Here is a 25889-nt window from a genome sequence, read left to right as displayed (position 1 = left end):
GTCTGAGGAATTATGCAGCAATTCAAAGTTTTACAGCGTCCTTTGCGCGTCTGTTAGACGCGCGGCGCTATAGAAGGATGCGGGCGGCCGGCAAGAGGCCTGCCGCCCGTTCTCTTCCCTGTATCAGGCAGCTTTCGCCTTCTGGTTCGCCGCCGTGGTGGCGAGTTGGGAGAGGGTCTTGTCGGTCGCCGTTTCCTCCTGCAGCGTCTGGTCAAGCAGGCGGACGGCATCCTTAAGACCGAGCGTTGCCGCCCAGGTCTTCAGCGTGCCGTAACGGGCGATTTCATAATGTTCGACGGCCTGGGCAGCAGAAATGAGACCGGCATCGAGGGCGGATGTGCCCTTGAATTCCTCCATGATTTCCTCGCCCTCGGCGATAATGCCCTGGATCGCCTCACAGGTCTTGCCTTGGGCGCGTTTGCCGATCAGTTCGAAAACCTGCTGCAGGCGCTCGACTTGGCCTTCGGTTTCCTCGCGATGCTTTTCGAAACCAGCCTTCAGTTCGGACGACTGCGCAGCGCGCGCCATCTTCGGCAGGGCGCGCAAGATCTGCCGTTCGGCAAAATAAATGTCCTTGAGCGTATCGTAGAAGAGATCTTCCAACGTCTTTTCCTTGGCCATTTTCTCGATCCTTGTTCTGGGAAAGGCCGCGAATGCGGCGACACATTAAGAAGCGAGGATCGCGCAAATTGTTCCCGATCGATTTCGGGTGGACTGGAAATCTGCTCCGGGCGATGATTCCGCCGTTGATGTGGGGGGAAGAGAACGTCATGCGCAAGCCGGGTTCGATGAAGGGTCTGGAGGAACTTGGCCGCGTGCGGCTGTCGCGGAACTTCTTCCTCCGCGATTTCCTTCACTCTGAAATTGCCGATTTCTACCGCATTCCCAATATCCCCGAGGATCCCGATCTGGCGATCGAGGCGGGCAGGAGGCTCTGCGAGGAATTGCTGGAGCCGCTGGAAGCAACCTTCGGGCGCCTGCATATCCGCTCCGGCTATCGGTCGCCCGCGGTCAATCGGTTCGGCAACGAGAACGATCTGAACTGCTCGACCAATGCCGCCACCGCAGCCCATCACATCTGGGATATGCGGGACTTCGACGGCTGCATGGGTGCTGCAGTTTGCATCGTCGTGCCGTGGATGCTCGACCGCTACAGCGACGAAAGCGACTGGCAACGGCTTGCCTGGTGGATCCATGACCACCTGCCTTATGCCTCACTCTGCTTCTTCCCCAAGCTCTGGGCCTTCAATATCCAGTGGCACGAACGGCCGAAAAGAGTGATCCAGAGTTATATCAGCCCGCGCGGTATTCTGACCAAACCGGGCATGGCGAATTGGGAGGGCGATCACGCCGCTTTCTACCAGGGTTTTCCCACACTCAAAAGCTGATGCGGTAGCGGATGTGGCCGTCGCTCTCGACATAGCTGTCGTAAAGCGCCCGCGCCGTCTTGTTCTGTTCGCTCGTATGCCAATAGAGCCGCGACCAGCCCTTGGCCTTGCAGGTGGCGACGAGATCGTCCATCAACGCCCGCCCGACCCCCTTGCCGCGTGCATCTGGATCGACGAACAGGTCTTCGAGATAGCAGTCCTTGCCGCGGATCCAGGTGCCCTCGTGCGTGAGATAGAGCGCAAAACCCATGATCCTGCCGTCGACTTCGGCCACCCGCATGGCGATCGCCGACGCCGGATCGAAAACCCGGCGCCAGGTGGAATCGGTGATATCGGCATCGACCGTGACTTCGTAAAAGGCGAGGTAATCAGCCCAAAGTTCGCGCCAGCGGCTTTCGTCGTCGGGGCGGGCATCGCGTGTTGTCACGGTCATGGCTCTCTCTTTCAGTTCCCGGCTTGATCGAGCAAAGCCATCGCCTCATCGGAAAGCTGAAGTGTCGCCGATTTCGCCAGGCTTTCAAGCTGCGAAAGGCTGGTGGCGCTGGCGATCGGTGCCGTCACACCTTTCTTGCGCAGCAGCCAGGCGAGCGAAATTTCCGCGGGCTTGGCGCCGGTCTCGGCGGAGACCGTGTCGAGCGCGGCAAGAATGCGCATCCCCTTATCGTCGAAATAGGTCGAAACCCGGCCCTCGCGGGCGCGGCCCTGCGTATCGGCCTTGCTGCGGTATTTGCCGGTGAGGAAGCCGGCAGCCAGGCTGAAATAGGTGATGACGCCGATATCCTCTTTGACACAGAGCTCGGCAAGCGGCCCCTCGAAGCTTGCGCGCTCATAAAGATTATACTCCGGCTGCACCACATCGTAACGCGGTAGTCCGGTCTTTTCGGCAGCGTCGAAGGATGCCTGCAGCAGCGTCGCATCATAATTCGAGCAGCCGATGGCGCGGATCTTGCCCTGCTGTTTCAGCTTCGCATAGGCGCCGAGCGTTTCCTCGTGCGGCGTATCGGCATCCGGCCAGTGCGACAGATAGAGGTCGATATAGTCAGTCTGCAGCCGGCGCAGAGAATCCTCGACCGCCTTGAAGATATAGCTCTCCTTCAGTGTCTTTCCCTGTCCCATGTCGGAGCCGACCTTGGTGACGATCACCGCCTGGTCGCGGGAAACCTTGGCCTGCTTCAGCCAGCGCCCGATGATCTCCTCGGAATCGCCGCCCTTGTTGCCCGGGACCCATGCGGAATAGACGTCCGCCGTATCGATCGTGTTCAGGCCCGCATCGAAGAAGGCGTCGAGAATGGCGAAGGATGTTTTCTCGTCGGCCGTCCAGCCGAAGACATTGCCGCCGATGACGATCGGCGCGACCGAAAGACCTGTTTTTCCAAGCCGGCGCATTTCCATGACGCTCTCCAATATGGTGATGTAATTGAAATCGTGGACACGGCAGAACGCCGTCTTGCAACAACCTAGCGCATTCCGGGCATCCGGGAAGGCAAACTTCCGTGATTTCAGCCCGCACCATTGCGCCGTAGCTAAGGCCTGAATATGGTTCGCGGAAATCTGTTTGGGAGGTTTGGATCATGCTGCGTTTTGGTATTATTTCAACGGCAAAGATCGGCCGTGACAATGTCGTTCCGGCAATCCAGGACGCGGAAAATTGCGTCGTCACGGCGATTGCCAGCCGTGATCTCACGCGCGCAAGGGAGATGGCCGACCGCTTCTCGGTGCCGCATGCCTTCGGCTCCTACGAGGAGATGCTGGCTTCCGACCTCATCGACGCCGTCTACATCCCGCTGCCGACCTCGCAGCATATCGAATGGTCGATCAAAGCAGCCGACGCCGGCAAGCACGTGCTCTGCGAAAAGCCCTTGGCGCTGAAGGCCGACGATATCGACGAGGTGATCGCCGCCCGCGACCGCAACCGGGTGGTGGTCACCGAAGCCTATATGATCACCTATTCGCCGGTCTGGCAGAAGGTGCGCTCGCTGATCAACGAGGGCGCGATTGGTTCGCTCCGGCATGTGCAGGGCGCCTTCACCTATTTCAACCGCGACCCCGCCAACATGCGCAACGTCCCCGAACTCGGCGGCGGCGGCCTTCCCGATATCGGCGTCTATCCCGTCATGGGCACGCGTTTTTCCACCGGCAAGGAGCCGCTCAGGATCCAGGCGATCACCGAGCGCGATGCGGATTTCGGCACCGATATCTATTCGAGCGTCAAGGCCGATTTCGGCGATTTCGAGCTGAGCTTCTATATCTCGACGCAGATGGCCAACCGTCAGGTCATGGTCTTCCACGGCACCGAAGGTTACATCGAGGTGAAGTCGCCGTTCAACGCCAATCGCTGGGGGCCTGAGGAGATCGAGCTTGGCGACCGCAGCCACAATGAATCGCGCATCTTCCGCTTCCAGGACAGCCGTCAATACAAGCGGCAGGTCGAAGCCTTCGCCCGGGCGGTGAAGGACGGCAAGGAAGAGATCGTCACCCTCGAAAATTCGAAATTGAACCAGAAGGTGATCGACGCGATCTATCGCGCCAGCGAGAAGGATGGCTGGGAAGCCGTCTAGCGCATATTTCGAGAACTATTCGGCGCGGAAGACGAAGCGCGAATAGCCAAAGAAGCTGAACACCATCGAGGCGATGCTGGCGATCACCATGGCCGCGAGCGGCTGAAGTGCCGGCAGTGAAAGCAGAAGCGCGGAATAAAGCCCGTAATTAACGAGCGCTGCCGTTACCCCGACCGAGCCATAGCGGAAGCCTTCGACGGCCAGTGAACGGCTGGACCGGTCGAAGGTGAAGCGACGGTTGAAAACCCAGGTCACCGCCATTGCGGCCGCGATCGCCACGATCCGTGCCAGAAACGGCCCGAGCGGCGTCAGATGCAGCAGTGCCGACAGCATGCCGGCATCGACGAGGAAGCCGATGCCGCCGGCGATGGCGAACCGGATGAGCTTTCTCATGCCGCATCCGCCTTGCCGGGAGGCGCGCGCGATACCGGCCCTACTCCGCGGAGCGGCGCTTTGACCGCGCTTGGCGTCTCCAGGCTCATATAGTGGATACGAAGCTGTTCGGCGCGGGCGCGGGCAACCGAATCCAGGATGACGCCGGCGGTAAACAGCATGAAAGAGATCATCATCAGCGCCGTCGACAGCACCCAGGTCGGCATGCGGCTGACGAGACCCGTCTGGAAATATTCCGCCAGCACCGGCGCCATGAAGCCGAGGCTCGTCAGCATGAAGATGGCGCTGATTGCGCTGAAAAAGGCGAATGGCCGGGTTTCCTTCATCAGCATCGCGAACATCCAGAGGATCTTGGCGCCGTCGCGGAATGTCGAAAGCTTGGAGTGTGAACCTTCCGGCCGGCGGCCATAGTCGAGTTCCAGTTCGCTGACCGGAAGCTTCAACCGCGAGGCATGCACGGACATCTCTGTTTCGATTTCGAAGCCACCTGATACCGCTGGGAAGCTCTTGACGAAGCGGCGTGAGAAGGCGCGGTAGCCGGAAAAAATATCGGTGAAGTCGGGGCCGAAGATCGTCCGATAGAGCAGGTTGAAAAGCCGGTTGCCGAGCGCATGGCCTTGACGGCCGGCATCGGCATGAACGCCGCGCCGGGTTCCGACAACCATGTCAGCGCGCTCGGTCAGCAGCGTGCGCACCAGCTCTTCGGCATCACCAGGCGCGTAAGTGCCGTCGCCGTCGGCGATGATGTAGATGTCGGCGTCGATATCGGCGAACATGCGGCGCACGACGTGGCCCTTGCCTTGGCGTCGCTCGCGCACGACATGCGCGCCGGCAAGCATCGCCTGCAGCGCGGTGCCGTCGGTGGAATTATTGTCGTAGACGTGGATTGCAGCATCCGGCAGCGTCGCGCGAAAACCCCGCACGACCGCGGCGATCGTCGCGGCTTCATTGTAGCAGGGAAGCAGGACAGCAATATTCAGATTATCGGTACGCGATCGGGCCATGACTCTACTCGTTACACTGAAAGCCGCATTCAGCCTAAATCACCCGCCGTTAATAAGACCCTATGACGCAGGCAAAATCGGCACCTGCCGTAAGCGGCTTTACACTTTCTTGATCGGCGGTCGCTAAGCTCCGGCCATCTGAAACGAAGCGCTAACCACGATGAACGCTGTGCAGCCGATCGCCAATGCCTCCTCCGTGACCACTGCTCCAAGGGGAGGGCTGAGCAGGTTGCTGATGCGCCTTTGGCCAACCGTCACTATCTATAGCGTCATCCTCGCCGCTATCCTGCTTGTCACCAAGCTATCCACCGCTACCGATTACGTCGGTCCCGACAATGACGACGGAATGCGTCTCATCGAGGTCCGCGATCTTCTCGCCGGGCAGGGCTGGTTCGATCTGATGCAATACCGCCTCGGGCTCGAGGGCGGCACGCTGATGCACTGGTCGAGGCTGATCGATCTGCCGATCGCTTCGCTGATCTGGTTCTTCGGTCTGTTTGCGCCCCACGAGACGGCCGAGGCGCTGGCGCTTGCCGTCTGGCCGGTATCGCTCGTCCTGCCCGCCATGCTCGCCATGGCCGTTGCCGGGCGGCGTATCGGCGGTGTTGCCGGCATGCATCTCAGTCTCGCCATGACCGGCCTTGCGATCTACACCGGCAGCCGGTTCGCGCCTGGAGCCATCGATCATCACAATGCGCAGCTGGGGCTGGTCGCGACGATGGTGGCGATGCTTCTGGATCCGCAGCGCCGCGGCTGGAGCTATGCGGTCGCCGGCATCGCCGCAGCCATCGCCATCGCCATCGGCGCCGAGACCACGCCTTTCGTCGCCGCCGTCTGCCTCACCGTCGCTTTGCTCTGGGCTTGGGAGGGGCAGAATTTCGCCGTCGCCGCACGGGCCTTCGGCCTGGCGCTGGCGATTGCGATCAGCATCCTCTTTGTCGCAACGGTGCCGCCCCGGCTCTATTCGATGGTGACCTGCGACAATCTCTCGCTCGGTTATTACAGCCTGGCGGCGATCGGCGGCGGGCTGCTGCTGTTTTCGGCAGTCTTTGCAAGCCGCCTGAGTCGCCCCCTGCGCTTTGCCGCGCTCGGCCTCGTCGGTGCCGGCGTACTCGGTTCGGCGATGGTGATAGCGCCGCAATGCCTGAGCGACCCGCTGGCCGGTCTCGATCCGATGCTGGTCGAACTCTGGCTGAGGAACGTGTCGGAAGCGCAGTCGGCCTTCGTGATCGCGCGGACCGATCCCGTCTCGATCGGCGCCTTCTATGCGGCCGGCCTGTTCGGCATCGCCGTCTGCATCTTCCGCATCGTTCGGCGCGACCGCATGCAGATCCACCTGGTGCTGCTCTTCCTGCTCGCCACCAGCTGGGCGATTGCGCTGGTCCAGGTGCGCGGCGCGACTTTCTCGAACCTGCTCTCCATTCTGCCGCTTGCGCTGCTGATCATCGATATCAGGCGGATATCCAACAGCGACAGCGACAATGTTGCCGCCGCCTTCGTCTATATCGTGACGGTGCTCGCCAGCGTTCCGGCGGCCTGGGCGGTCGCCGGCGGACTTGTCTCGCTGCAGATGGAGAATGGCGCGCAGAAGGCGGCGGCAAAGGTGCTTTCCTGCACCTCGAAAGAGGCCTTAGCGCCGCTTGCCGGGCTTGCGGACGGGCTGATCTCCGCACCGTCGCAGATGGGCGTTCCGATCCTTCGCTTTACGAAAAACCGGGTTCTCTCGGCGCCGTATCACCGCAATCAGGGCGGCATGCTGACGGAACTGCATATCGGCCTGGCGGAGCCGAAGGAGGCGGAAGCCTTCCTGAAGGGGGCAGGGGTGACGGTGCTTGCTTTCTGCCCCAATGACCCGCAGACACGCGAGCTTGCTAAGCTGAAACCCGATGGGCTTTATGCTGCGCTCGGCAAGGGCAATATCCCGCCCTATCTGGAGCCGCTTCCGAAGGCAGCGGGGGTGGGGGTTCAGTTCTTTCGCTATCGGCCGGCGGCAAACTGACGCCGGCAATTTTCGGTAAAAACTTAGTGGGAAACACGCATCGCGCGGCGAAGACGGGCATTGGCAAAGAGCCCGAGAACGAAGAGCATGAGGCCGCCATTAAAGCCGAGCACGGCATAGACGAACGCCAGGATCGACACCGGTCCGGGCGAGGTCATCGCCGCCACCGCGAACGTTATTCCGATCAGCGCGGCGACCAACGCGATTGCGGCAGCCGAGCGAGTTTGCCCGGCGCTGATGCCCAATGCTGCTGCTGTGAGAATAATCATTTCGGCACCTTCCCAGAGATAACGAGGGGAAGCATAGGAAGCGCCAACTAACAAAGATTTACCGGCGGTCACCGCCAAAAAGCCTTTGTATTACGGTGGTTAGCAACTCCTTTCGTGATTAAACGCACTTTGTAACTATCTGTTCCGCCACCAAGCGGATTTCCCCGATTTCGTTGTTTAGCCGCCAAGCTGCAACGACAGCATGTAGAGCATGCGTGGAGAAACGCGCGCCGCCGCCGCCGCTTTCAACACCCGGAAAACAGGTCTCGGCGGTGACCGCGACCTTCCAGTTTGCCGTCGATCGACATAGAAAGAAGGAATGAGCAACGTCTTCGACAGCGATTCGCCGACCAACCTTGCCGAATATTCGGTTTCGGAGCTTTCCGGCTCGATCAAGCGCACCGTCGAAACTGCCTTTGACCAGGTTCGCGTACGCGGCGAGATCTCCGGTTATCGCGGGCCGCACTCCTCGGGCCATGCTTATTTCGCGCTGAAAGACGACCGTGCGCGCATCGACGCCGTCATCTGGAAGGGCACCTTCTCGCGGCTGAAATTCCGTCCGGAAGAAGGCATGGAGGTCATCGCCACCGGCAAGGTCACCACCTTTCCTGGCTCTTCGAAATATCAGATCGTCATCGAGACGCTGGAACCGGCCGGCGCCGGCGCGCTGATGGCGCTGATCGAGGAGCGCAAGCGCAAGCTTGGCGCCGAGGGACTATTCGATGCCGCCCGCAAGAAGCGGCTGCCCTTCATGCCGAGCGTGATCGGCGTCGTCACCTCGCCGACCGGCGCCGTGATCCGCGATATTCTTCACCGCATCTCCGATCGTTTTCCCGTGCATGTCCTCGTCTGGCCGGTGAAGGTTCAGGGCGAGGGGTCGGGCGAGGAGGTGGCGAACGCCATTCGCGGCTTCAACGCGCTGGAACCTTCAGGCGCTATTCCGCGCCCGGATATGCTGATCGTCGCGCGCGGCGGCGGCAGCCTCGAAGATCTCTGGAGCTTCAACGACGAAATCGTCGTGCGTGCTGCGGCCGAAAGCCGGATCCCGCTGATTTCGGCCGTCGGTCATGAGACCGACTGGACGCTGATCGACTATGCCGCCGATGTTCGTGCACCGACGCCGACAGGGGCCGCGGAAATGGCGGTGCCGGTCAAGGCGGAGCTCGAGGCCCAGGCAGCCGCCCTTGCCGCGCGGCTGCAAGGCTGCATGAACCGGCAGATGGATCAGCGCCGCCAGTCCGTCCGGGCGCTGATGCGGGCATTGCCGTCGCTCGATCAGCTTCTCGCCTTGCCGCGCCGGCGTTTCGACGAAGCGGCGGCCGGCCTCGGCCGCGGGCTGGAGCTCAACACCATCAACAAGCGTCGCGGCTTCGAGCGCGTCGCCGCGCATCTGCGCCCTGATCTCCTCTCCGGCCGCATCGCCGAGCGCCGCCAGACGCTGAACGAGCGGATCGTGCGGGCCGAGCGCATGGTCGAGCGGCTGATCGACCGCTCGAAATCGCGGGTCGGCCGTGCCGAGGCGGTCTTCGCCACGCTGCCCGCCCGCCTGCAGGCGCAGACCGGCCGCGCCCGTGACCATCTCGCCAATCTCGTCAGGCACGCCGATACCGCGACATCCCATCGGCTGATCCGGGCAAAAGCCGCGCTTGCGGCGCACGACCGCGTGCTGCAGTCGCTCTCCTACAAGAATGTGCTGAAGCGCGGTTACGCGGTGATCCGCGACGACGAGGACAGGCCGGTCTCCGATGCCGCGGCTCTTTCGGCTGGTGCGGCGGTCTCGATCGAATTTTCCGACGGCCGCATTGGCGCGGTGACCACCGAAGGCGGCCTGCCACCTGCCTCGCTGAGGAAGCGGCCCGCCAAGCCGGAAGCCGGCGATCCGTCGAAGCAGGGAAGTCTTTTCTAGTTTGCAGCAGCAAAACCGCGCAGTCTGATCCTGCCACTATCTGGCAATGGCAGGAATGTATAAGTTTGCCTGCATGTCCCGTTCAGAACGCCTCCTCGACCTTCTCCAGGTGCTGCGCCGCCATCGTCGGCCGGTGAGCGGCGCGGCGCTGGCCGACGAAATCGGCGTCAGTATCCGCACTCTCTACCGCGATATCGCTAGCCTTCAGGCCCAGGGCGCCGCGATCGAGGGCGAACCGGGCGTTGGTTATGTCTTGAAACCGGGATTTCTCCTGCCGCCGCTGATGTTTCCGCCGGAGGAGATAGAGGCGCTTGTGCTCGGCTCCCGATGGGTGGCGGACAGAGCCGACGGTCATCTGCGCGATGCGGCGCGAAATGCGCTGGCACGGATCGCCGCCGTGTTGCCGCCCGAGCTGCGCGACGAGTTGGATGCCTCTGCGCTTCTGGTGGGGCCCGGCGTCAGCATCCCTGTCGACTCCGTCGATCCGGCCCTTCTGCGCAAGGCGATCCGCACCGAACGCAAGCTTTCCCTGTCCTATCGCGATGGCGCCGGCATCGGATCGGAGCGTGTGGTGTGGCCGTTTGCGCTCGCCTTTTTCGACCAAGTGCGTGTCCTCCTCGGCTGGTGCGAACTCCGCCAGGATTATCGTTCCTTTCGCACGGATCGAATTGCCCATGCGGAAGCGCTCGACGCTCGCTATCCCAAACGCAGGCAGGCGCTGCTGAAACAGTGGCGGGAGATTCAGGGAATATCGCAGGGCGACAAATGATACTGCCAGTTTCTGGCAGTATCAGATCATAAGGTCATAACGTCCAACCAACGACGGGAGATCCTTATGACCGACAAAAACAGCATTCTTCTCTACGTGACCGACGCTCCGACCAGCGCCCGCTTCTATACCACGCTGCTTGGGCAGGAGCCCGTGGAGGCAAGCCCAACCTTCGCCATGTTTATCCTGCCGTCCGGCCTGGGGCTCGGCCTCTGGGGCAAAGCCGGCGTGGAGCCCGCGCCGGCGGCAACAGGCGGCGGCAGCGAGATCGGGTTCAAGGTCGCGACGGCCAGCAAGGTCGATGCGACCCATGCCGATTGGCAGGCCAAGGGTGCCAACATCGTCATGGCGCCGACCGATCTTGACTTCGGCCGGAGCTTCGTCGCTGCCGATCCCGATGGGCATCGCCTGCGCGTCTACACCGTATCCGAGGAGGCTTGAGCCATGGCCAAGGCCTGGATTGCCGTCGCTTCCGCAGCGCATGTCCGCATCGGCCGTCAAGCCGGTTTCATGCAGGTCTGTCACGGCAAGGCGTCACCCCTCCGGCGAATCACGCCGGGGGATCGTGTCATCTACTATTCGCCCACAACAGTCTTTGGCGGCAAGGACCGCCTGCAAGCTTTCACCGCGATCGGCGTGGCACGCGATGAGGCGCCTTACCAGGTGGAGATGGAAAGTGGTTTCAGGCCCTGGCGGCGGGATGTCGATTGGCGGCCTGCGGAAGAAACCCTGATCCGGCCGCTGCTTGGCCGGCTCGCCTTCACCCAGGTCGGCTCCAACTGGGGCTATCAGCTCCGCTTCGGTCTGTTCGGCATCAGCAATGAGGATGCCGATATGATTGCAGAAGCGATGCGGCAAGAGCGGCAGGACTTCGTTCCAAATGCCGCCACCTCTGAGCCTTCGAAGCAGGCCCCGGAATGCTGCATGGCCTAACCGCAATGCTCATCATCACCGGCACGGTCGAAAATCACTCGAAATCCGCAACAAATTTGCGCAACAGCCTGTCGAGGTCCGCCTTCTCGGCAGCGCTCGGGTTTTTCGACAGCCGGTGCTGATTGTCGACATGGGCGTCGACGGCGGTCTCGACCGTCGCACGTCCCTTTTCTTCCAACTGGTCGATGCGCGCTGGCCTCGCCATGGTGCTTGTCAGCGTCTGGCTCAGTCAGCGCATATGATGCCGGTCAGGCCCATTCGCCCTGCCGCATCACTGGAACCCGTGAACCATCGGGCTTGACGCCGTCGATATCGACCTTATCAGAGCCGATCATCCAGTCGATATGGATCAGGCTGGAATTGCCGCCCTGCGCCTTGATCTGCTCCTGGCTCAGTGTCGCGCCGTCAAGGAAGCACTTGGAATAGCACTGGCCGAGCGCGATGTGGCACGAGGCGTTCTCGTCAAACAGCGTGTTGTAGAACAGGATGCCGCTGGCTGAAATCGGCGAGGAATGCGGCACCAGCGCCACTTCGCCGAGCCGGGGCGCGCCCTCGTCGGTATCGAGCACCTTGTTCAACACTTTTTCGCCGCGCGACGCCTTGGCCTCGACGATGCGCCCGGCCTCGAAACGCACCTGGATATTGTCGATCAGCGTGCCCTGGTGCGACAGCGGCTTGGTGCTCGAAACATGGCCCTCGACGCGCAGCGCATGCGGCGTGGTGAAGACTTCCTCGGTTGGGATGTTCGGATTGCAGGTAATGCCGTTCTTGGCGGTGGAGGCGCCGCCATGCCATTCATGCCCGTCGGCAAGCCCGACCGTCAGGTCGGTGCCCGGTCCCTTGAAATGCAGCGAAGCGAAGCGCTCGCCGTTCAGCCAGGCGGAGCGCTTGGCGAGATTGGCATTGTGCTCGGCCCAGGCGGCGACCGGATCGCTGACATCGACGCGCGAGGCGGCAAAGATCGCCTTGGCGAGCTTGGCGATGGCGATCGGCTCGGGATCGTCGGGGAAGACCACCTTGGCCCAGGACGGGTTCGGATAGGAGACGATGTTCCAGTTGATGTCGAAATTCGAGATCTTTTCCAGCGCCGGCTTGTAGGCGGTTGATGTGGCGCGATTGGCGCGGCCGACCTTGTCGGCGTCCTGCTCGGAAAGCAGCAAAGGATTGTCGCCGGCGATCGCCAGCCGTGCTGCCCCGTTGGCATAGGCCTTGGCCATGCCCTCGTAGAGCCAGCCGGAGGCGCGGTCGAAGCTCTCGTCGCTGCCATGCTGATAGCGCGAAAGCGTCGTTTCCTCGTCGGAATAGAAGGCGGTGACGAGGCCGGCGCCGGCCTGATAGGCGTGTTTGGTGATCAGGCGAACGAGCGGCAGCGCCACCACCGGCGCGGTGATTACCAGATCCTGACCCCTCTGCAGCTGCAGCCCGACCTTGACGGCAACTTTCGCAAGCTTCTCCAGCTTGACGGGATCAATGGTGTTCTGGCTTTGGGGCATGAAAGTCATGGTTCAACCTGCCTTTTGTCATCGACGTTTTCAGGCTGGCAGACTTAGACCCGTTTGCGGCGAAAATGAAGCACGTCGCGACCGAATTGCCAGCGGTCGGATGGATGTCCGGCCGCTTGCGCGCTTACGCGGCGGCGGGTTGCCTGAGCAGGATCGCGTTATGTTTCTTGAGGAAATCCGTCAGCCGCTCGGGGTAATCCTCGCCAACGGCGGCCCGAACGCTCGCGCGCTCTGACAGCGCCTTGCGCCACCGCTTTACCCGCTCGAGCCCGTCGAAGATGCCGCTGTCGCCGAGTGTGTCGAAGAGATCGAAATAGCGAAAGACCGGCGCGAAGACGGCGTCGACAAGGCTGAAGCCACTGCTGGAAAAATAGGGGCCGTCGCCCAGCACCCCTTCGAGCGTCGCGAATTTGGATATCAGCGCTTTGCGCTTGGCATTCAGCTGCAGTTCATCCTGCGCCGTTTCATAACCCCAGAGATCGGACAGCACGGACGAGCCGAATTCCATCCAGCCGCGATGACGGGCGCGGGTCAGCGCATCCTCGGGGTGCAGGGCAGTTCCCGCCTGCGTTTCCTCCAGATATTCGCAGATGACGCTGCTTTCGAACAGCACGGCCTCGCTACCATCCTCCTCCTCGATCCTGAGCAGCGGCACCTTGCCGAGCGGCGAGATTTTCAGGAACCAGTCCGGCTTGTCGGTAAGATCGATGTTAACGCGCTCGAAAGGCACGCCCTTTTCGAAGAGCGCGATCGCGGCCCGCTGCACATAGGGGCAGAGATGATGGCTGATCAATGTAAGCTTCCTCATGGCGGGTCTCCTGATGCCGCAAGCCGCGGCTGAAAATATCGATGACGAAGATAGATGCAAGTGCATATAATAGCGATTGCGCCGGCGATCAAGTTAAATGTAATTGCATCTATGTCCGATAAAACCCCGACGCCGAGCGAAGCCGCGACCAGCGCATGGATACACATCATGCGCGCCCGCGATCGTCTGCTTGCTGCGATCGAAACCGATTTCAAGACCGCGAAAATGCCGCCGCTTTCCTGGTACGACGTGCTTTGGGAGCTGGCGAAGGCAAAGGGCGGGCGATTGCGTCCCTATGAGATCGAAGAGCGGACGCTGCTGGCGCAGTATAATCTTTCCCGCCTGGTCGACCGGCTGGAACGGGAGGGCCTGGTCCGCCGCGAGACCTTCGACGAGGATGCGCGCGGCCGCTGGGTCGTGATCACCGATGCCGGGCTGCAGCTGCGAGCGCGCATGTGGGTGGTCTATGCCAGGTCGATCGAAAGCCATATTGGCTGCAAGCTTGCCGAAAGCGAGGCGAAGACGATCTCCGGCCTGCTCGAGCGCTTCCTCTGATCAGGCGATCAATGGCGCGCCGACCGCCTTCAACGCCTTCAACGCATCCTTCGGATCGAGTCGCACCTGTAGGCCGCGCTGGCCGCCATTGATATAGACGAGCGGTTCGGCGAGGGCGGTTTCCTCGATCGCCGTCGGCACGATCTTTTTCTGGCCGAAGGGGCTGATGCCGCCGACATGATAACCCGTCAGCCGCTCGGCATCGGCCGGCTTCATCATGTTGGCCGATTTGCCGTGAAAGGCGCTGGCAAGCTTCTTCATGCTGACTTCGCGATCCGACGGCACGACGACGCAGACCGGCCTGCCGTCCACCTCCGCCATCAATGTCTTCAACACCCGGCGCGGCGCTTCGCCAAGGGCTTCCGCCGCCTGCAGCCCGACGCGCTCGGCGCCCGGGTCATAGTCATAGGCATGGACCGTGAAGGCGACGCCTGCCTGGGAAAGAACCTGTGTCGCGCGCGTGGTCTTGGACATCTCTAGCTCGGGAAGGTGTTGCCTGTCTTTCAGCCTGCAAATGTGCCGGCGTAAATCTCCGGCTTGAAGCCGATCAGCAGCTTGCCGCCGGCCTCCAGCACCGGCCGCTTGATCATCGACGGCTGGTCGAGCATCAGCTGGATCGCTTCCTCCCGGCTGAGGTTCTCGCGCTCGGCATCGGGCAGTTTGCGGAAGGTGGTGCCGGCGCGGTTGAGCACGGTATCGAGTCCGGCCTGGTCGATCCAGGCTTCAAGATGGGCGCGGTCGATACCGAGCGCCTTGTAATCGTGAAACGCATAGGCAACGCCGTGTTCTTCCAGCCAGCTGCGGGCCTTCTTCATCGTGTCGCAGTTCTTGATGCCATAGATGGTGACGGTCATGCCCGATCGATTCCCTGTGATCGCAGCGAGATACCATGCACGAAGACCGGCGCAAACGCCCATGCGACACTTATCCCGGGGTCACCGGGATCCGGCTCGGCTCAATTCTCCAGCGTGCCGGCCTTGCGCAAGGCGTCGCTGGGGCTGTCGCAGGCAATCTTCATCAGGTCGCCGCGCCGCCGCACCAGCCGGTCCGACGTTCGCGTCAGGATCAACCCGTCTTGCGGCGCACGGAGTTCGATGCTGCCGCCAGGTTGACCCGGGCGGGTGACAATCGTCGCCAGGAGTTCGCCTTCCGCAATCTTCTCGCCGATATTGCGATGAAAGAGCACCGCCCCACCTTCGGGAGCGCGAAGAATCTCGACATTGTCGAGCGGCACGGCCGGACCGGAAAATGCATTCCCCACAGCCTTCAGATCACCGACGATCCCCCGTGCCGCAAGGAACCGCCACAGCCCCTCCGCATCCTTCTTCGCCAACACCGGATCGACGTCGCGCTTGCCGCGCAGCTCGACGGTGACCGAAAGCCGGCCCGGCAGCCGCGATTGCCGTTCGCTGGGAACCTCGTATTTCCAGGCAAAGCCGACCGCCTCTTCGAAGGCCGAGCTTTCGCCATCCGAAAGCAGCACGGCCTCCATGTCGAGTGCGGCGGCAAGATCGGCCGCCTCCGGCCAGAAGGTCTCGTCGATGTAAGCATATTGCAGGGATTCGTCATCGCAATGCAGGTCGAGGACGAGATCGGCGCCAAGCGCCATATGCAAGAGCTGGCGCTTCAGCCTATCGGTAGCCGGGTAATCATCAAGGTCTTCGATCAGCGTGGCCCGATCGGCGATGGAGATCAGCGGGAAATCCCGGTTGAAATTGGTACGTGAGCCAAGATCGAAACGGCCCTGCAGCTCGCCGAAATGCGACTGTGCCGCACCGATTGGATTGGCCTGCGGCACGATGGTGATATCGCCGGCGATCCCGCCCTCGCTCTCTGCCTGCCGCAGCCGCTCACAGAGGAAGTGCAGCAGCGCCGTTCCCGGCAGCTCGCCGGCATGCAGTGCGGCCTGGATATAGATCTTCGGCGCCTTCGGCTCGCGGCCTGCAAAGCGCAGCACCGGCAGCCGCCACTCCGTTCCAGGCGTATCTCCTGGGATGATGATTTCTGAAACGTCCACGCTATCTTCGCTCGCAATTGCACCCTGAACAGATTCTTCTTTTCTATGCGCCGAGATCAGCAAAGCGCAAGGCTTCCGTGCGCGTATATCGCTGCACGATTATCGTCTTGTCGGCGCCTCGATGACGCGCCGCGCAAGAAACGGGTTGAAACAGCGGCCGTCCCGTACGATTTTGGTGGTAATCGAAAACGCGGAGGCTGTCTCATGGCCCAGACGATTCATCACTACCTCATCTTCGAAACCGCAGGCGGTTTCTGCGGCATCGCCTGGAGCGACGCCGGCATCGCCCGCTTCCAGCTGCCGACGAAAACCGCGGAAGCGACCGAGCGGCTCTTGCTGCGCCGCCTGCCGGAGGCCGAGCCCGGCGCGCCGACGCCTGATGTGCTCGAAACGGTCGCCGCCGTGAAGCGCTATTTCCAGGGCGAGGAAACGGATTTTTCCGGCGTCGAACTCGATCTTGCCGGCCAGGATGCCTTCTTCAACGATATTTACGCGGCGGCAAGGCGTGTCGGCTGGGGTCATACGACCACCTACGGCGCGCTGGCGAAAGAGCTTGGCGCCGGGCCGGAAGTCGCGCGCGACGTCGGCCAGGCGATGGCCAAGAACCCGGTCGCGCTAATCATCCCCTGCCACCGGGTGCTGGCCGCCGGCGGCAAGATCGGCGGTTTCTCGGCTCCCGGCGGCTCGTCATCGAAGGCCCGCATGCTGGAACTCGAAGGCGTCAACCTCGCACCGCCGCCGCCCGCCCAGCAGTCGCTGGGATTCTAGGCGGCGGCCCGGTCTCGGCCAGGGTGTCGACTGCTCAATGTGGGCTGGCCGTTGGCCGGATGATATGATGATCCGCATCGCCTGCGCCGGCGCCGGGATCACCTTCGGCATGGTGGAAACTTTCGAGGCCTGTATCGAACGCGGCAAACTCGTGCCGCTGCTCGAAGATTTCTGCCCGCTCTTCCAGGGCTTTACCTCTAAATCCCAGGCGCCAGCGCCAGCCGCTGAAGCTGCGGGCGCTGGTGGAGCATCTTCGCACCTCCGACAGGCGGCAGATAGGGTCGGTCACCCCCGGCTGATCTCAGCGGATTGTCTCAGGTTTCCCGGACCGTCTCATAGCCTGCGGCTTGGGCTGCCTTGGCCCTGCGGCCAATCACCCGATCTTGCCACGCAGGCTGTCGGCGAGCGCGGAAAGAACATTGGCGAGTTGCGCCGCGGTTTCCGGCGGCGGCAGCGGTATCTTCAGGCTTCGCGCACCGGTGGCCGAATCGCGCTCTACCCATGGATGCGCCGCCGCATCGGAATCGTTGGCCGCCTCCAGAGCGGCGACAACCTGTGTGCCGATCTGGGCCAAGGCTTGCCACGGATCGGAAGCGGCATGGCTGGGCGGGGCGGCGGTTTCGGTTGGCGTCACCACCTTCGATCCCGCGTCGGGCTCGACATCCGCTTTGAAATCTTCCGCGGATCCAGGCTCGCCGGCGGTGACGAAGTTCGCCACCTCCTCGGCCGGCGTCACGGCCTCGCCTTCACCCATGCTCCCGGTGACGTTCTCCACTTCCTTCATGAACCGGGTGAGACGTGAGCCGCCGAGCGAAATCTCGCTGAGGCCGCCGTCCAGAATTCCGGCCGACAGCGAGCGTTTGAACGCCAGAACCGAAAGCATGCCCTCTTCGATGGTGCCCTTTGAGACGAAATTGATGACCTGTACCGGTCGCGCCTGGCCTATGCGATGGATGCGGGCGATGCGTTGTTCGAGTATAGCCGGGTTCCACGGCAGATCCATGTTCACAAGCGTCGAGGCATTCTGCAGATTGAGCCCGGCGCTGCCGGCTTCGGTGGACAGGAACACGCGGCAATCGGGGTCATTGCGAAACCGCTCGACCAACTCCGGGCGCTTTTCCGACGGCACGCCGCCATGCAGACTGACATAGCCGATTCCGCGCGCCTTGAGGCGGCGGATGACGATCTCGTGGGTTCGGGTCCATTGCGAGAAGACGACTGCCTTCGCTTCGGGGTCGGTGAACAGTTCGTCCAGCAGCGCTGCCAGTTCGTCTGCCTTCACCCCGTGATCGGTTTCCTGGTCCAAGAGATAGGTGCTGTTGCACGACATGCGCATATTTTGGAGCGCGCAGGTCAGCCGGCGCTGGTCCTTGTCCGAAAGGAACTTCGTCTTGTGCCAGCGCTGGACGATTCTCGCCACGACGTCAGCGTTTTCCTGGTGGTGGAGCATCTGCCCCTCGGTCATTGGCACCAGGACGTTTTGGTCCGTCCTGCTGGGCAGTTGCTGCAGCACCTCCGACTTGCGCCGGCGTATCATGATGGGTGCCAGTGTCTGGCCGATTTTTTCCAGCCGCGTATAGCCGGTGACACGTCCGCTATCGTCCTTGACTTGATGCTCGTGCAGCAGCTTCCAGGTCGGTCCCAAACGGTGCTGATCGACGAACTGGACGATGGAAATCAGCTCTTCCAGTTTGTTCTCCAGCGGAGTCCCGGTCAGGACCATTGCATAGGTGCTGTCGATGCTTTTCAGGGCGCGCGCCGCAATGGTGTTCCAGTTTTTAACCCGTTGCGCTTCATCGACGATGACGAGGTCGGGTGCCCAGGCGGTGATCAAGTCGAGATCGGGTTTGAGTTTTTCGTAGTTGGTGATTTTGCAAAAGTCATCAAGGGCGTAGTCCTTCTGCCGCTGTGCCTGGCCACCGTTGATGACGCGTGCCGCATTCTCGCCGTCTCGCCCCGAAAAACGTGCGATCTCGCTTTGCCACTGGTATTTGAGCGAGGTCGGGCAGATCACCAGCACTCTCGACACGCCGAAATGCTGCGCCAGGATTTCCGTCGCGGCGACCGCCTGTATGGTCTTGCCCAGCCCCATGTCGTCGCCAATCAGCGCTCGGCCGGCCCGCGCCGCAAACAGCGCGCCTTCGGCCTGATAGGGATAGAGCGGCACCTTCAGGAGCGTCTGCAGCCCGAGGTCGGCAGCACCTTGTGGAAAAAGCTGCTCGATCTTTGCAGCCCGTCGTTCCGCATCCCTTTTTCCGGCGATGAAATCGAGCGCATCGTCATAGGCACGGAACTCGTGGTCGCTGTCGGACGCTGTGGCCATGAAAGCCTCCAACGCGCCGAAGCGGTCTTCCGAAAGCATGCCGTCGCGGTCGGCGTCGAACAAGGCCGCCGCGGCCTCCTTCACGGCCGGTGGGCATTGCGTTCCGGCTCGGAAATGGATGCGGCGTTTCCCGTCGTTGCGCAAATAGAGTTCGGAAAATGCCGGTTGGTAGCCCCGCGCAAACGCCGTCTTGGCGCCGCGCTTCTTTTCCAGTTTGGCAAGCGTGAATTCGAGATGCTTGCAGGTGCCCAGTTCGCTGGTGGAGTAATCGGCGCATGAACAGAAATTGCCCCAGGGGCCCAAGCCACGAATGGCTACCCGGTAGCTGGAATTCGAAACCGGATTGCTGACCCTGAATTCGGAGAAGAACGGCTCGTCGGTCAGATTCTCAAGCCCGAAAGCCTGCCCCCGGCCGAACTGGCGGCGCAAGCCGCGCTGCCAGTCCACCGGCGACAAATCGGCGGGCGCCTGGGCGCGTGACAGCTTAGGTTCCTGGTTCTGCTTGGGTTTCAAGTTTCGGGACTTGGATTTCATCGAAGTACTCCATTCGATAGAGTTTTTGGCGCGCCGTTCTTCCAAGTTTATCGGCTGCGGCATCGGGAAGTCCCTCCGCCGTCAGGCAAACCATTGCTGCAGAACAACTATCCAGATTCGAATCCCGATACCAGAGGCAGCCGCGGAAGCTGTGCGGATTGGTCTTATGCCGGACGGTCCGGCAGTCGCCAGATATGGTCTGTGCCCCGGCCAAGGTTGCCGCTGGCACATGGTTTTGCTATCCCCGCCCAAAGGGAGCAGCGGTCGCGCTCCGCTCCATCTGTTGCCGGAGAACCTATGCTGGACGATGTCTTTCCCATTCCAACCAGGGCCTTGATCCGTCAAGGTGGGCGGGCCTGTTTTTATCGTCTCGTCAATACCAGCCCCTTGTTGATCCAGGTGCAATCGGGAACGAAGATCGTCATGGCGGATGATAAGGCTTTGCGCTTCGAGGCGGGCGCATATGGCTTGCTGCCCGACTATCGACCGTTGACGATGGAAAACATTCCCAAGGCGCCGCAGAAATATCAGACCCTGGCGCTTGCTGTTCCCAGACCGCTGTTCGAAGATGCCTATATCAGCATGGGGTCGGTGGCCGTCCCATCGCGGCCGCTCCCGGCCAGCGCCTCGCACCTGCCGGAGGAAGCGGCGGCATTATTCGACTATTGCTGCCAGCCCGGCAATCTGACGAGGCTTCCCGGCGCCATTGCCAAGGCGCGGTTGATGGAACTGATCACCTGGTTTGCGCTCTGCGGAGCGGTGCTGGGTCAATGCCAAAGTCCTCGGCTCGAGGACCGGCTGAGGCAGATGATTGAAGGTGATACGGCCTTCGATTGGACGCTGGGGCAGGCGGCGCGTGCCTTCAACATGAGCGAAGCGACGCTCAGGCGTAAGCTGGCCGCCGAGAAGACTGGTTTCAGCGAAATCTTGAGCGATACAAGAATGAATCGCGCTCTGGCCCTCATTCAAACCACAACCCTGCCGATGGCGCAGGTCGCGCTGGAGGTCGGCTATGATTCACCGTCGCAATTCTCGGCGCGGTTCAAAGAGCGCTTTGGCGTCAATCCGCGCTACGTGCGGGGCGAACCTGAGCGTTTTGAGCGGATCGGGGCAGAAGTTGAGCATAGCGGGGCAGATGCATCTGCTCCGTGACGATAGTTTTCCTGCATTATCAACCGCAGGAAAACAGCATGCGTCTCATAACAGCAGTCCTTCTCGCCGCCTCCGTCTTCGGCGCTACATCAGCCCATGCCGAAATGAAGCTCACCTCTAGAGATTTGACGTCAGGCAAGTCCATGGCCGATGCGCAGGTCTTCAACGGCTTCGGTTGCGCCGGCAAAAACATCTCGCCGGACCTGGTCTGGTCGGGGGCTCCTAATGGAACCAAGAGTTTCGCCATCATGGCTTACGATCCGGATGCTCCGACCGGCTCGGGCTGGTGGCATTGGTCTGTGTTCAACATTCCGGCCGAGGCCTCGAAGATCGCCACCGGCGCCAGCGGTGAGAAGAAGCTTCCCGCCGGCGCGGTGGAAGGTCACACGGATTTCGGAATGTCGGGATATGGCGGCGCCTGCCCGCCGGTCGGCGATGCGCCGCACCACTACCAGTTCACCGTCTACGCGCTCTCGGTCGACAAACTGCCGCTTCCCGATACCGCCCCGGCCGCCATGGTTGGCTTCTATGTCAGGGCCAATACGCTCGACAAGGCCACGATCGAGGTCATCTACGGCCGCTGACGCGTTCGCCAGAGCCGATATCAATGCGGGACGACGGCTGGCCGAGGAACTCGGCCGGCCGTGCCGGAAAATCGCTTTTCAACCAAGCCTATGCTGTTATCGCTTCCCAGCAAATCACTGGGCCGTCTTCGGCATTGATACGCTCGCCGGCGCGGGCAAACCCATTGCGTTCAAGCACATGCTGTGACGCAATGTTCCCGACCCCTGTCTCCGCAGCGATCAGAGCCACGCGAGGGTCGCTCCGCCCCCCACGCCAGCAACCGAGCCATCGCCCGCGTGGTGTACCTCAGCCCTGGCGGGACGGCGCAACCCAATAGCCGATAAATATTCCATGCTTTTAGCGATGAGTTACGCAGTCGCGATTTGACAGCTTCACGCGATGGTCTGTCCGCGCGCGCGGTGTAAGTTAGCACAATGATTCTTCGTCTCCCCCATACAGAGCACTGGCAGCTGCTAACGCCGACCAATATCCGGGTACGGCACAGCTGGGGATGGGGTTACTCAATCCAGAAAATCCTTGGCGCTTCCGAGCCGGCACCACGCGAAAGTGGTGAGCTCCTGATTGCTTCAGATTATGGGGGTGATCATCGCAGATCCACTCACCTCATCTACTGCTATCTCGTAATTAAAGGCGGAATGGATGCCTGGATGTCTGCTATCCGAGATGCTCGTCGAAGATTCATGTCTGACGGCAGAACTATGTCCTATAAGCGTCTGGACGATCCTTTACGTCAACGAGCGCTTATCCCTTTCCTAGAGGCGGCTGCCAACCTCGATGGCCATCTTGTCGCGATAGCGGTAGACAAGAGGAAGAAGTGGCTCTCGACCACCAAAGATTTGGGTACTGATCTCCGTAAAGTTCTGCAGTTGAATGCATCATGGAATTCGCTGGCACTGGAGTCTATGTTCCGGAAGGTGCAGCTAACTGCTATTCTTCTCTCTATTTGGTCGCGTCCCTACACAAACGTGACATGGATCACCGACGAAGATGAGTTCGTGGCGAACGGTACCCGGCATGACGACGCCTTGCAGGCCACCGCGCGCTTTTGCTCCTTCTACTCCGCGCACCCCATGGGCGTCCTAAGGCTGATCACTACTGGGCAGGACCCAGATAAGCTCAACTACGAGGATCTATGTGCTATTCCCGACCTTGCCGCTGGGATGCTTTCCGAGATCTCAACTGGTTTGGCTCAACTAGGTAGTTGGGAAAACCGCATGCAAAAGGTGATTGAGGGTCAGCTGTCGCTGAAAGCCGAGGTGCTTGCAGATTGGTTCTGGGACACACACATGCCGCTTCGCAAAACCCTGATCACAATTGACGTCGAAGGATCCCGCTTTGCCGTCCGCAAAGTATCGATGCAAGAAGAAGATATATCATCAGAAATGCCAAGATAAGGATGACGGCGGCGATTAACTCAATTGCTACTGCTCCTTAGTTGAATTTCACCAACCGAGACGACTGAACAACGATCGCTTACGGGGCAGGATCAAACGATCACCCCAGCCAATTATCTTAGCTCGGGGCTTTCGGGAACCATCTGCAGCGATGATTTTCGCATTGTGGTTTCAGATACCACAGGCGGCAGGATTACTCCCACTCGATCGTGCCGGGCGGCTTCGACGTCACGTCGTAAACCACGCGGTTGATGCCGCGCACCTCGTTGATGATGCGTGTCGCGGCGCGGCCGAGGAATTCCATGTCGTAGTGGTAGAAGTCTGCGGTCATGCCGTCGACCGAGGTGACGGCGCGCAGCGCGCAGACGAATTCGTAGGTGCGCCCGTCGCCCATGACGCCGACGGTCTGGACCGGAAGCAGCACGGCGAAGGCCTGCCAGATGGCGTCGTAGAGGCCGGCCTTGCGGATTTCGTCGAGATAGATCGCATCGGCCTCGCGCAGGATCTCCAGCTTTTCGCGGCTGATGCCGCCGGGGCAGCGGATCGCCAGGCCGGGGCCTGGGAAGGGGTGGCGGCCGATGAAGCTGTCGGGCAGGCCGAGTTCGCGGCCGAGCGCCCGCACCTCGTCCTTGAAGAGTTCGCGCAGCGGCTCGACGAGCTGCATCTTCATACGCTCCGGCAGACCGCCGACATTGTGGTGCGACTTGATCGTCACCGACGGGCCGCCGGTGAAGGAAACACTCTCGATCACGTCGGGATAGAGCGTGCCCTGGCCGAGGAAATCGGCGCCGCCGAGCTTCTTTGCCTCGTCCTCGAAGGTTTCGATGAACAGCCGGCCGATGATCTTGCGCTTGGTTTCCGGGTCGCTGACGCCCTCGAGCTCGCCGATGAAACGGTCGGAAGCGTCGACATGCAGCAGATGCAGATTGTAGTGCTCGCGGAACATGGCGACGACGCCGGCTGCTTCGTCCTTGCGCATCAGGCCGTGGTCGACGAGGATGCAGGTCAGCTGGTCGCCGACCGCCTCATGGATCAACAAGGCCGCGACCGAGCTGTCGACGCCGCCCGAGAGCGCGCAGATGACGCGCTTATCGCCCACCTGCTTGCGGATCTGATCGACCGCCTTCTGGCGGTAGGCCGACATCGACCAGTCGCCCTTGAGGCCGGCGATGTTGTGAATGAAGTTGCCGATCAGCTTGGCGCCGTCGGGCGTATGCACGACCTCGGGATGGAACTGGACGCCGTAATATTTGCGCTTCTCGTCGGCGATGAAGGCGTAGGGCGCGTTGGAAGAGGTAGCAACCACCTCGAAACCTTCAGGCAGCGCCGTGACGCGGTCGCCATGGCTCATCCACACCTGGTGGCGCGAGCCGGAGGACCAGAGACCCTCGAACAGCTGGCAGTCCTTGTTGACCTCCAGGAAGGCGCGGCCGAATTCACGGTGATGGCCGCTCTCGACCTTGCCGCCGAGCTGCATGCACATCGTCTGCTGGCCATAGCAGATGCCGAACACCGGCAGGCCGCTGTCGAAGATGATCTGAGGCGCTCGCGGCGATCCCTCGTCGACCGTGGAAGCCGGGCTGCCCGACAGGATCACGGCTTTCGGCTGAAGGCGCTTGAAGCCCTCTTCGGCCGATTGGAAGGGAACGATCTCGCAATAGACGCCAGCCTCGCGCACGCGCCGTGCGATGAGCTGGGTCACCTGGCTGCCGAAATCGACGATGAGAACGGAGTCGGGATGTGCTGTCTGGGTCATGGCGAGGCTTTAAAGAAAAGCGCTTCGCCTTGCAATCCGGGAAATCGGCGGCATTCGGTTTTTATTGTTTCGATTGTCCCTCGCGCGTCTGAAAGACGCGCGGCGTAATCAAGGCTTAGAACCAGAAACCCCGTCTTCCAGCGCCGTGAACAGGCTGTCGACGCCGTAGGAGAGCTTGCGGTCGACGATGTGCAGATACTCGGTCCAGCCCGAGATGTGCTGCAGCTCGACCGCGCCGTCGGAAATGCCGCGCAGGCCGATCAGCGGCAGCTTGTAGCCCTGGCAGGCGCGCAGCACCGCAAAGGTCTCCATGTCGACCATGTCGGCGTCGATATCGGTATAGGCAGCACCCGAGATGACGTTGCCGCCGGTGGAAAGGCTTGCTTCGGGAATGCCCGGAATGCGCAGCGGCAGTTCGAGCACCGCCGGCAGGTCGAGAAAGGGTGTCCTGCCTTTTTCGAAGCCGAGCGGCGAGGCGTCCATGTCGCGGTAGGAAACCGAGGTGACCTGATAGATTTCGGTCTGCTCCAGTTTTGCCGAGCCGGCCGAGCCGAGGGAAACGACGAGATCAGGCAGGTCGTCGGCCGCATCCAGCCGCGCCAGCGTCTTGGTCAGCGCGACCGCCGCCTCGACGGGGCCGACGCCGGTCATCAGAGGTTCGATGCGCGAACGCAGGAACGGGCCGTACTCGGCCTCCGCCGCCATGACGAACAGCATGGACTTTCCCGCGACCGACTTCAGCTCGAACTTCATCCCGTAATTCCTTCTCTACCGCGGATCACCATCATCGTTCCGGTCATCGAGGCGATGAGCTTTGCCGGCCCGTCGCTGATCGCATAGCCTCGCCCGTCGGCGACGATGATGGTGGAGCCGGGTTTGGTGATTTCCCCGCGAAACAGGAAACGATCGCCACGCCCCGGCGACATGAGATTGACCTTGAACTCGATCGTCAGGATCGAAGCTTCGGGGTCGATGACGCTATAGGCGGCAAAGCCGCAGGCCGAATCGAGCGCCGCGGAAATGATGCCCGCGTGCAGGATGCCGTGCTGCTGTGTCAGTTTGACGTCGAAGGGAAGCTCGATTTCGACGACGCCATGCTCGACGCGCGTCAGCTCTGCGCCGATCGTCTCCATCGCCGCCTGGCGCGCAAAATTGCGGCGGATTCGTGCGCGGAAATCGCCCCTGTCAGTCTCGCTCATGGCTGCCCCTCTTGCAGCGGCGAAAGTGGCATGGCAGGCCGGATTCGACAAGCTGCACAATGCTGAAATCGGTCTCA

General features: G+C 61.6%; 27 protein-coding genes and 3 pseudogenes. 13 read left to right on the top strand and 17 right to left on the bottom strand.

Translation table 11 applies throughout. The annotated features are described in order from the left end of the window. Positions 1 to 123: 123 nt before the first annotated feature. The gene (locus RCCGE510_RS23030; protein WP_007633960.1) at positions 124 to 621 is read right to left on the bottom strand and encodes a ferritin-like domain-containing protein; all 498 of its coding nucleotides are present in this window, start codon (positions 619 to 621) and stop codon (positions 124 to 126) included. A 149-nt stretch (positions 622 to 770) separates the two neighbouring features. Between RCCGE510_RS23030 and RCCGE510_RS23025 the strand changes: the two genes are divergently transcribed. Next, positions 771 to 1388, top strand: coding sequence for a hypothetical protein (locus tag RCCGE510_RS23025; protein ID WP_007633958.1), 618 nt, complete (start codon positions 771 to 773; stop codon positions 1386 to 1388). Here the strand turns inward: RCCGE510_RS23025 and RCCGE510_RS23020 are convergent. Both RCCGE510_RS23020 and RCCGE510_RS23015 read right to left on the bottom strand, forming a co-directional pair. After that, positions 1378 to 1821, bottom strand: a complete 444-nt coding sequence (locus RCCGE510_RS23020) for a GNAT family N-acetyltransferase (RefSeq protein ID WP_007633955.1) — start codon at positions 1819 to 1821, stop codon at positions 1378 to 1380. The two genes, RCCGE510_RS23025 and RCCGE510_RS23020, sit on opposite strands and share 11 nt — an antisense overlap. A gap of 11 nt (positions 1822 to 1832) precedes the next feature. Further along, positions 1833 to 2780 carry an aldo/keto reductase gene (locus tag RCCGE510_RS23015; RefSeq protein ID WP_007633954.1) on the bottom strand — a complete coding sequence of 316 codons (948 nt, stop codon included), beginning with the start codon at positions 2778 to 2780 and terminating at the stop codon, positions 1833 to 1835. Between the two features lie 179 nt (positions 2781 to 2959). On the opposite strand from RCCGE510_RS23015, the gene RCCGE510_RS23010 reads away from it, so the two are divergent. Continuing rightward, positions 2960 to 3946: a Gfo/Idh/MocA family oxidoreductase gene (locus tag RCCGE510_RS23010; protein WP_007633952.1), complete on the top strand. Its 987-nt coding sequence runs from the start codon at positions 2960 to 2962 to the stop codon at positions 3944 to 3946. 15 nt (positions 3947 to 3961) lie between these two features. Here the strand turns inward: RCCGE510_RS23010 and RCCGE510_RS23005 are convergent, their stop codons facing one another. Continuing rightward, positions 3962 to 4339 carry a GtrA family protein gene (locus RCCGE510_RS23005; RefSeq protein WP_007633951.1) on the bottom strand — a complete coding sequence of 126 codons (378 nt, stop codon included), beginning with the start codon at positions 4337 to 4339 and terminating at the stop codon, positions 3962 to 3964. After that, the gene (locus tag RCCGE510_RS23000) at positions 4336 to 5343 is read right to left on the bottom strand and encodes a glycosyltransferase (RefSeq protein WP_007633950.1); all 1008 of its coding nucleotides are present in this window, start codon (positions 5341 to 5343) and stop codon (positions 4336 to 4338) included. Before RCCGE510_RS23000 ends, RCCGE510_RS23005 begins: the two co-directional genes overlap by 4 nt. Positions 5344 to 5503: 160 nt before the next feature. On the opposite strand from RCCGE510_RS23000, the gene RCCGE510_RS22995 reads away from it, so the two are divergent. Continuing rightward, positions 5504 to 7342, top strand: coding sequence for a hypothetical protein (locus RCCGE510_RS22995; protein ID WP_007633949.1), 1839 nt, complete (start codon positions 5504 to 5506; stop codon positions 7340 to 7342). Positions 7343 to 7365: 23 nt separating this feature from the next. On the opposite strand, the gene RCCGE510_RS22990 is transcribed toward RCCGE510_RS22995, so the two are convergent. After that, entirely contained in the window at positions 7366 to 7611 is a 246-nt protein-coding gene (locus RCCGE510_RS22990) for a hypothetical protein (protein ID WP_007633947.1), read from the bottom strand. Between the two features lie 319 nt (positions 7612 to 7930). On the opposite strand from RCCGE510_RS22990, the gene xseA reads away from it, so the two are divergent. The 4 genes from xseA (at position 7931) to RCCGE510_RS22970 (ending at position 11219) form a co-directional block, all read left to right on the top strand. Then, entirely contained in the window at positions 7931 to 9517 is a 1587-nt protein-coding gene (gene xseA, locus RCCGE510_RS22985; RefSeq protein WP_007633937.1) for an exodeoxyribonuclease VII large subunit, read from the top strand. 73 nt (positions 9518 to 9590) lie between these two features. Then, a complete protein-coding gene (locus RCCGE510_RS22980) occupies positions 9591 to 10286 on the top strand; it encodes a YafY family protein (RefSeq protein ID WP_007633936.1) in 696 nt (231 codons plus the stop codon). Positions 10287 to 10352: 66 nt separating this feature from the next. Continuing rightward, entirely contained in the window at positions 10353 to 10727 is a 375-nt protein-coding gene (locus tag RCCGE510_RS22975) for a VOC family protein (RefSeq protein ID WP_007633935.1), read from the top strand. Between the two features lie 3 nt (positions 10728 to 10730). Continuing rightward, complete coding sequence (locus RCCGE510_RS22970) at positions 10731 to 11219, top strand: EVE domain-containing protein (protein ID WP_007633933.1); 489 nt, start codon at positions 10731 to 10733, stop codon at positions 11217 to 11219. A gap of 34 nt (positions 11220 to 11253) precedes the next feature. Here the strand turns inward: RCCGE510_RS22970 and RCCGE510_RS33690 are convergent. The 3 genes and pseudogenes from RCCGE510_RS33690 to RCCGE510_RS22960 form a co-directional block, all read right to left on the bottom strand. After that, positions 11254 to 11391: pseudogene (locus RCCGE510_RS33690) on the bottom strand (MarR family transcriptional regulator); the annotation flags it as partial. Between the two features lie 76 nt (positions 11392 to 11467). Then, a complete protein-coding gene (locus RCCGE510_RS22965) occupies positions 11468 to 12721 on the bottom strand; it encodes an aminopeptidase (protein WP_007633929.1) in 1254 nt (417 codons plus the stop codon). Positions 12722 to 12845: 124 nt separating this feature from the next. Continuing rightward, the gene (locus RCCGE510_RS22960; RefSeq protein WP_007633927.1) at positions 12846 to 13529 is read right to left on the bottom strand and encodes a glutathione S-transferase family protein; all 684 of its coding nucleotides are present in this window, start codon (positions 13527 to 13529) and stop codon (positions 12846 to 12848) included. 111 nt (positions 13530 to 13640) lie between these two features. Between RCCGE510_RS22960 and RCCGE510_RS22955 the strand changes: the two genes are divergently transcribed. Next, positions 13641 to 14084, top strand: coding sequence for a MarR family transcriptional regulator (locus tag RCCGE510_RS22955; protein ID WP_007633925.1), 444 nt, complete (start codon positions 13641 to 13643; stop codon positions 14082 to 14084). Here the strand turns inward: RCCGE510_RS22955 and ybaK are convergent, their stop codons facing one another. The 3 genes from ybaK to RCCGE510_RS22940 form a co-directional block, all read right to left on the bottom strand. Beyond that, entirely contained in the window at positions 14085 to 14558 is a 474-nt protein-coding gene (gene ybaK / locus RCCGE510_RS22950; RefSeq protein ID WP_007633924.1) for a Cys-tRNA(Pro) deacylase, read from the bottom strand. Positions 14559 to 14587: 29 nt separating this feature from the next. Beyond that, complete coding sequence (locus RCCGE510_RS22945) at positions 14588 to 14938, bottom strand: ArsC family reductase (protein WP_007633923.1); 351 nt, start codon at positions 14936 to 14938, stop codon at positions 14588 to 14590. A gap of 101 nt (positions 14939 to 15039) precedes the next feature. Continuing rightward, positions 15040 to 16101, bottom strand: a complete 1062-nt coding sequence (locus RCCGE510_RS22940) for a succinylglutamate desuccinylase/aspartoacylase family protein (RefSeq protein WP_007633922.1) — start codon at positions 16099 to 16101, stop codon at positions 15040 to 15042. A 204-nt stretch (positions 16102 to 16305) separates the two neighbouring features. Between RCCGE510_RS22940 and RCCGE510_RS22935 the strand changes: the two genes are divergently transcribed. Together RCCGE510_RS22935 and RCCGE510_RS35650 are read left to right on the top strand one after the other, a co-directional pair. Further along, on the top strand, positions 16306 to 16869 hold the full coding sequence (locus RCCGE510_RS22935) for a methylated-DNA--[protein]-cysteine S-methyltransferase (RefSeq protein ID WP_007633921.1): 564 nt from the start codon (positions 16306 to 16308) through the stop codon (positions 16867 to 16869). Positions 16870 to 16927: 58 nt separating this feature from the next. Continuing rightward, positions 16928 to 17168: pseudogene (locus RCCGE510_RS35650) on the top strand (hypothetical protein); the annotation flags it as partial. 74 nt (positions 17169 to 17242) lie between these two features. Here the strand turns inward: RCCGE510_RS35650 and RCCGE510_RS22925 are convergent. Continuing rightward, positions 17243 to 19726 carry a DEAD/DEAH box helicase gene (locus RCCGE510_RS22925; protein WP_007633917.1) on the bottom strand — a complete coding sequence of 828 codons (2484 nt, stop codon included), beginning with the start codon at positions 19724 to 19726 and terminating at the stop codon, positions 17243 to 17245. 297 nt (positions 19727 to 20023) lie between these two features. Here RCCGE510_RS22925 and RCCGE510_RS22920 point away from each other — a divergent pair, with 297 nt between their 5' ends. Further along, positions 20024 to 20878, top strand: a complete 855-nt coding sequence (locus RCCGE510_RS22920; protein ID WP_007633915.1) for a helix-turn-helix domain-containing protein — start codon at positions 20024 to 20026, stop codon at positions 20876 to 20878. A gap of 38 nt (positions 20879 to 20916) precedes the next feature. Beyond that, positions 20917 to 21462 carry a YbhB/YbcL family Raf kinase inhibitor-like protein gene (locus RCCGE510_RS22915; protein ID WP_007633913.1) on the top strand — a complete coding sequence of 182 codons (546 nt, stop codon included), beginning with the start codon at positions 20917 to 20919 and terminating at the stop codon, positions 21460 to 21462. A gap of 88 nt (positions 21463 to 21550) precedes the next feature. On the opposite strand, the pseudogene RCCGE510_RS35645 reads toward RCCGE510_RS22915, so the two are convergent. Then, positions 21551 to 21790, bottom strand: a pseudogene (locus RCCGE510_RS35645) (GNAT family N-acetyltransferase); the annotation flags it as partial. A gap of 86 nt (positions 21791 to 21876) precedes the next feature. Here RCCGE510_RS35645 and RCCGE510_RS22910 point away from each other — a divergent pair. Then, entirely contained in the window at positions 21877 to 22857 is a 981-nt protein-coding gene (locus RCCGE510_RS22910) for a hypothetical protein (RefSeq protein WP_157179933.1), read from the top strand. A 193-nt stretch (positions 22858 to 23050) separates the two neighbouring features. Here the strand turns inward: RCCGE510_RS22910 and guaA are convergent, their stop codons facing one another. The 3 genes from guaA to RCCGE510_RS22895 all read right to left on the bottom strand — a co-directional run bounded on the left by guaA (position 23051) and on the right by RCCGE510_RS22895 (position 25812). Continuing rightward, positions 23051 to 24613, bottom strand: a complete 1563-nt coding sequence (guaA, locus tag RCCGE510_RS22905; protein ID WP_007633909.1) for a glutamine-hydrolyzing GMP synthase — start codon at positions 24611 to 24613, stop codon at positions 23051 to 23053. Between the two features lie 108 nt (positions 24614 to 24721). Beyond that, on the bottom strand, positions 24722 to 25366 hold the full coding sequence (locus RCCGE510_RS22900) for a 5'-methylthioadenosine/S-adenosylhomocysteine nucleosidase (protein ID WP_007633906.1): 645 nt from the start codon (positions 25364 to 25366) through the stop codon (positions 24722 to 24724). After that, positions 25363 to 25812 (bottom strand): PaaI family thioesterase, encoded by a 450-nt coding sequence (locus tag RCCGE510_RS22895; protein ID WP_003544704.1) that lies wholly within the window; start codon positions 25810 to 25812, stop codon positions 25363 to 25365. Before RCCGE510_RS22895 ends, RCCGE510_RS22900 begins: the two co-directional genes overlap by 4 nt. Positions 25813 to 25889: the final 77 nt, after the last annotated feature.

Origin of the sequence: Rhizobium sp. CCGE 510, from assembly GCF_000292525.1 — a bacterium.
Classification (GTDB): Bacteria; Pseudomonadota; Alphaproteobacteria; order Rhizobiales; family Rhizobiaceae; genus Rhizobium.
The sequence above is the reverse complement of the archived record's forward strand: the minus strand, read 5'-3'. Positions and strand labels throughout refer to the sequence as shown.